This window comes from Thermoflexus sp. (assembly GCF_040289485.1).
GTDB lineage: Bacteria > Chloroflexota > Anaerolineae > Thermoflexales > Thermoflexaceae > Thermoflexus.
Genome location: NZ_PSLG01000084.1, coordinates 1 through 5182, shown reverse-complemented (window position 1 = coordinate 5182; position 5182 = coordinate 1). Strand labels below are relative to the sequence as shown.

Sequence of the window (5182 nt, the reverse complement as noted above, 5' to 3'; positions counted from 1 at the left end):
CGCCCGAACCGCAGGGCGTCCACCTCGTCCCGCCAGAGGGATTGGGCGGTGAGGCCGCCGACGCGGAGGGCGAAGGCCAGAAGGGCCAGCAGGAGCAGACGGGCCTCCGGGCGCCGGCCCGGCCGGCGGAGGGCGACGGCCAGCCGGCCGACGCCGAAGCCCAGGGCGAGGCCCGCAGCGAAGGCGAAGAGGAAGGGCCAGGGATTTAACGCCATAGCACGCCGCATATGGAGACCACGGAGGTGCCCGCCTCGTCGGCCGGGCAGAGCGCGTAGGCCACCCGCTCGCCGGAGGTCGGCTCCAGGATGCAGAGGGCCAGGTAGATGGGGGAGACGCCGCAGACGTTGTTGCGGTCTTGGGTCTCGTGGATCCGGGCGAAGAAGCCTGCCGCGTCCCCCGCGCACATCCGCTCGATCAACGCCTCGTCCTCCGCCCGCAAACGGGCCCGCCCTCGCAGATCCAACGGGCGCCCGCCGAAGGCCGGCCCCACATGGGCCAAGTCCCCCGCGGCCACCACCACCGCGCGGCGGCCGGCCGCCGCCGCCCGCAGGAGATCCACCACGCGGCCCACCCGGGGGTCCAAGGCCGGATCGCGGCCCTCCGCGATGCAGGAGGCGAAGGGCCCGCACAGGATCGGCACCAGCTCCACCGGCCGACCTTCCCGCACCGCGTGGAGCCACACGGCGGCCAGTTCGATGGAGTGCTCCCCCCGATGGCGAAGCTCCCCGGCAAAGGCCCGATCCTCCCCCAGGGCCTGGGCCAGGGCCTCGACGATGGAGCGGGCAGTGGGCAACACCCCGAAAGGCGTCGCGTAGTCCTGCCGGGTCAACGTCAGCGCGCCGTCCTCCCCGTAATGATCCGTGCCCAGCAGGATCACCAGGTCCGCCTCGCGGACGAAGGGCGCGGCCCGCCCCCACACCCGCGCATAGGTCCGGCCGCCCCGCGCGTAGTCGATGTGGGGGCTGACCAGGCCGCGGCCCGCCTCGACCGGGTGCTCCTCCGGGAGGCCCTCCTGGAACGATCGGAGCAGGCGGCGCAGGGCCTCCGGATCCGCTGGATACACCTCGCCGGCCAGCGTCGGCGGGCGGAAGGGCGCCTGCCGGTAGGCCTCCAGGGCGCAGGCGTGGGCCTCGGCGAAGCGCTCGTTGTCCAGCAGATACGCGGCGTCCAGTTGCGCCACCAGCGCCCGCAGGGCCTCCTCATCCACCCGCACGCCGTAGCGGACCATAAGGGCAGCGCGGACGGCCCGCAGGTCCCGGGTGCCGTCGCACAGGGCCAGAACAGAGGCCAGGGGCTGGGGAACCAACAGCATCTGATCCGAGAGCCGGAGCGGATCCCGGATCAGCACGCAAGGGCGCCCGTTGCGGACGATCGGCCGCACGTCCACCGGCCGCACCTTCGGATAGCGCGCTCCTTCCGCCATCCGCCTCTCCTCTGGTCCTGGGCGCATCGCGAGGGTCGCCGGATAAGCATAACGCACCCCCGTAGCAAGGGACAAGCCCATGTCGGTCCGGGCCAACGGGCGTAAAGGGAAAGGGGTGGTCCAGCGGCCAGAGCGCTGGTCCCTTCGGAGGCCGGGGTCCGGCCTCGTCGTGGCGCCGGACGGCCGCTGGCTGGCGGCCGCCCTGGCCGGTGGGACGGCCCGCCTTTGGGAGGCGGGGGCCGGACAGGAATCCCGGGCCTTGGTCCTGGGGACGCGGGCTGTGCGCGCCCTGGCCTTCTCCCCGGACGGCCGCCTCCTGGCAGCGGGCGACGCGGAGGGCCGCGCCCGGCTATGGTCGATCCCGGAGGGGGAACCCCAGGTGGAATGGCAGGAAGCGGGCGACGCCTTCTACCGCATGGCCTTCTCGCCCCAGGGGCGATGGCTGGCGGCCGGGCTCCGCAGCGGCACCCTCTGGCTCGGCGAGGTCCAGCCGTGAAGGGAAAGCGACGGGCGTTCCTCCTCACGAGCCCGCGGCCGGAGCGGCCATCGCCCGCCGCAGCCCCCACAGCAGGAAGAGGGCCAGCGTGTAGAAACCGAAGGAGAGGGCGAACAGGCCCCGGTAGCCGATGGCATCGGCGATCAGGCCGCCCAGGGCGGTGGAGAGCAAGGCCACCCCGAGGACGGTGTTGGTGAGGCCGACGGTGAGGGGGCGGTCGTGGCCGGGCGCGATCTCCAACAGCAACGAGAGGCCGCCGACGGCCGCGCCCGAGGCGTAGGCCCCGCTGAGGACGAAGACCGGGAGCATCCAGAGCCATGGGACCCCGGGCCAGGCCTGGCCCAAGGGGCCCGCCAGCAGCGCCCAGAAGGCGCTCAGCAGCCCACACACGGTGGCCCCCTCCAGCACCTCCCGATGGCCGCGGCGGACGCTGAGGGCGCTCCACACCAGGTTGGAGAGCAGGGAAGCCCCGACGTTGAAGCCCAGGTAGAGCCCGATGGCCGCGTCGGGCACCCGCAGGTCGCGCACGGCGTAGGCGGTGAAGAAGGGAGTGGCCAGCGCCGCCCACATCAACGCCACCCGGGCCCCGAGGAAGAGCCGGTAGGAAGGCCGGGCCCACAGCGCCCGGATCGCTTCCCGCCACGGCGTCCGGGCTGCGTGCCCGTCCGGCAGCGGGCTGGGCGGCTCCACCACCAGGGCGAAGACCGCCATCCCCATCGAAGAAAAGACCGCGTAGATCAGGAAGAGGATCACCACGTTGTGGGGGAAGGGCAGACCGGCCGGCTCCTCGAGGAGCCACCGCACCAGGCCGCTGGCGGCTAACCCCAGCAGCCCGCCGAAGAACAAGCGGGCGGCGAAGAACACCCCTCGCCGCCGAGGTGGGATGGTTTTGCCTACGATCTCCATGAAGGGCAGGCCGGAGATCCCGGAGGCGAGGGAGATGACCAGATAGGGCACGAAGAAGGCCACCCGCATGCGGGCCGGGTGGGGGGCGACGGCCCACACCCCCAGGGCCATCCCGAAGGCCCCCAGCGCCCGCACCAGGGCCATCGAACGATACAGCCCCATATAGTAAACGCGGTGCCGCATCAGCCGCGAGACGAACAACTGCGGCAGGAACCACAGGCCGTCCCGCATCGGGGAGACCAGGGCCACCAGGAGGTTGGGGGCCCCGAGGCGGGAGAGGAACCACACCAGCACCAAGTTGGGATCGAGAGCGGTCTCCGCAAAGATGAACAGGGCCCCGTTGAGCACCCCGAAGACGAAGTTGCGGCGCCCATGAGGATCGCGGACCTCCCCGGGTGCCGCCAGGGAGGCCCGCAGCCGCGTCGACCGGGCCCGCCAGTCCCGCCAGATCCGTCCCACGACTCCCTCCCATCCCCTCATCCCCCCATTCTTACCGGATCCCCAGGGATCCGACAACCCTTCCCGCTCGACGTCCGTCCTATAATGAAGAGGATCGGAGCCTATTGGCCCCGGGAACTTCGCTGGGAAAGGAGGCTGAGGATGTTCTGTCCGCCAGGGACGACCGGCGCTGTTCTGTGCATCGGCGGCTTCGCCATCCGGGCCTACGGGTTGCTGCTGATGCTGGGCATCCTGGTCGGCGCGTGGCTGGCCGCCGCCGAGGCCCGCCGGCGCGGCGAGAACCCGGACCACGTCTGGGACGGCCTGTGGGTGGTGTTCCTGCTGGGCCTCGTCGGGGCGCGCCTCTACCACGTGTTCTCCAACCCCGAGGGCGCCATCGGTTGGTCCTACTATCGGGAGAACCCGATCAAGATCCTGTTCATCTGGGAGGGGGGGCTGGCCATCTACGGGGCGCTCATCGGCGGCCTCCTCGGCTTTCTGCTCTACGCCTACCGCCATCGCCTGGCCCTCTGGCGCTGGCTGGACATCGTGGCCCCTTCCATCCTGGTGGGGCAAGCCATCGGGCGGTGGGGGAACTTCTTTAACCAAGAACTTTACGGTCCCCCTACGACGCTGCCCTGGGGCATCCCCATCCCGATGGAGCACCGCCTGCCCCAGCACCTCTCTCTGCCCCCGGAGACCCGCTTCCACCCGGTCTTCCTCTATGAATCCCTTTGGAACACCCTGGGCTTCCTGCTCCTTTTCAACCTGAACCGGCGCCTGGGCGGCCGGCTGCAGGAGGGGGACCTCTTCGCCGGCTATCTCATCTGGTATCCTTTGGGCCGGCTGTGGATCGAGACACTGCGGCCTGACGCCTGGAAACTGGGGAACATCACGACAGCCCAGGTCTTCTCCCTGATCGCCCTGGCGGCCGGGCTGGCCCTGCTGATCCGCAACCGCTGGCGGGCCCGGGCGCAGCCGGCCGAACGCCCCGCCCCCGAGCCGTAGACGCCGAAGATCTGGAACCGGCCGATCGCCATGGGTTCGCTCCCCATCGGTCGCATCGCCGGGCTGGCCGTGGCCGGGGGTTTGCTCCTGGCCCTGGCGGGCGCATGGGCCATCACCCGCCTCGAGGAGCAAGATGCCTTCTGCGCCGGCTGCCACCTCCGCCCCGAGGTCACCTACGTGATGCGGGCCGCGCGGGCGGCGGCGGGCCGGGCGGGAGATCTCGCGGCCGCCCACGCCGCCGCTGGGATCCTGTGCGTGGGCTGCCATCGGGGAGACGCCTCGTTCCCCCAGCGGGCGCTGGCCCTGGCGCTGGGGGCAGGCAACGCCCTGCGGACCCCATGGGTGCCCCCCGACACCCCCCAGCACCCCGTGCGGCTCCCGGCCCTCCCCGAGGCCGGTTGCCGCCGCTGCCACGTCCGAGAGCCGGCGCTGGGCGGCGTCCCCCCGGGGAAGCCCAACCCGGTCCTCGCCCCGGGCTTCGAGAACCACTTCCACACTGACCTGTTCCGGCCTGACCTCCGGACCTCGGTGCGCTGCATCGACTGCCACCCCGCCCACCGGGAATCCGTCGAGGCCTTCTTCATCGACCGGGCGGTAGTGATCCCGGCCTGCGAGCGCTGCCATCGGGAGGTCGGGCGGGGACCCATCCGCATGGGGCCATGAGGGCGCGACGCTGGCTCTTCGTCTCGGTTCCCTTGTGGGGCCACTTGGATTATGGAGGATACCTGGACCTGGCGGTGGCCCTGGCCCGGCGGGGCCAGCGGATCCTGTGGGCCAGCGGCCCCCTGGTGCAAGAGGCCGTGGTCCGGCGAGGGCTGCCCTTCGCGCCCCTGGCCTCGGCCGGCTGGCGCTGGCTGCCGCCCCTCCCGCCCGATCTTCCCCCGGCGGAACGGCAGCGCCAGCGGCGGGCC

7 protein-coding genes are annotated in these 5182 nt (G+C 72.0%); 4 read left to right on the top strand and 3 right to left on the bottom strand.

Going from position 1 to position 5182, the window contains the following annotated elements:
- A partial coding sequence (locus tag C4313_RS10580; RefSeq protein ID WP_352429829.1) for a hypothetical protein occupies positions 1-215 on the bottom strand: 215 nt, incomplete at its 3' end.
- On the bottom strand, positions 206-1423 hold the full coding sequence (gene amrB, locus C4313_RS10575; RefSeq protein WP_352429828.1) for an AmmeMemoRadiSam system protein B: 1218 nt from the start codon (positions 1421-1423) through the stop codon (positions 206-208). The genes amrB and C4313_RS10580, both read right to left, overlap by 10 nt.
- Positions 1424-1502: 79 nt before the next feature.
- Between amrB and C4313_RS10570 the strand changes: the two genes are divergently transcribed.
- Positions 1503-1919: a WD40 repeat domain-containing protein gene (locus C4313_RS10570; RefSeq protein WP_352429827.1), complete on the top strand. Its 417-nt coding sequence runs from the start codon at positions 1503-1505 to the stop codon at positions 1917-1919.
- Positions 1920-1943: 24 nt separating this feature from the next.
- On the opposite strand, the gene C4313_RS10565 is transcribed toward C4313_RS10570, so the two are convergent.
- Complete coding sequence (locus tag C4313_RS10565) at positions 1944-3284, bottom strand: MFS transporter (RefSeq protein WP_352429826.1); 1341 nt, start codon at positions 3282-3284, stop codon at positions 1944-1946.
- A 141-nt stretch (positions 3285-3425) separates the two neighbouring features.
- Here C4313_RS10565 and lgt point away from each other — a divergent pair, with 141 nt between their 5' ends.
- From lgt to C4313_RS10550, 3 genes are all read left to right on the top strand, one after another.
- Positions 3426-4271: a prolipoprotein diacylglyceryl transferase gene (gene lgt / locus C4313_RS10560; RefSeq protein WP_352429825.1), complete on the top strand. Its 846-nt coding sequence runs from the start codon at positions 3426-3428 to the stop codon at positions 4269-4271.
- A gap of 30 nt (positions 4272-4301) precedes the next feature.
- Entirely contained in the window at positions 4302-4934 is a 633-nt protein-coding gene (locus C4313_RS10555) for a hypothetical protein (protein ID WP_352429824.1), read from the top strand.
- The coding region (locus tag C4313_RS10550) for a hypothetical protein (protein ID WP_352429823.1) at positions 4931-5182 on the top strand (252 nt) is incomplete at its 3' end. The genes C4313_RS10555 and C4313_RS10550, both read left to right, overlap by 4 nt.

What these genes read in the sequence shown, in the direction of transcription:
- C4313_RS10570 (WP_352429827.1), top strand. Translation starts at nt 1,503, where the DNA reads ATGTCGGTCCGGGCCAACGGGCGTAAAGGGAAAGGGGTGGTCCAGCGG.
- lgt (WP_352429825.1), top strand. Translation starts at nt 3,426, where the DNA reads ATGTTCTGTCCGCCAGGGACGACCGGCGCTGTTCTGTGCATCGGCGGC.
- C4313_RS10555 (WP_352429824.1), top strand. Translation starts at nt 4,302, where the DNA reads ATGGGTTCGCTCCCCATCGGTCGCATCGCCGGGCTGGCCGTGGCCGGG.
- amrB (WP_352429828.1), bottom strand. Translation starts at nt 1,423, where the DNA reads ATGGCGGAAGGAGCGCGCTATCCGAAGGTGCGGCCGGTGGACGTGCGG.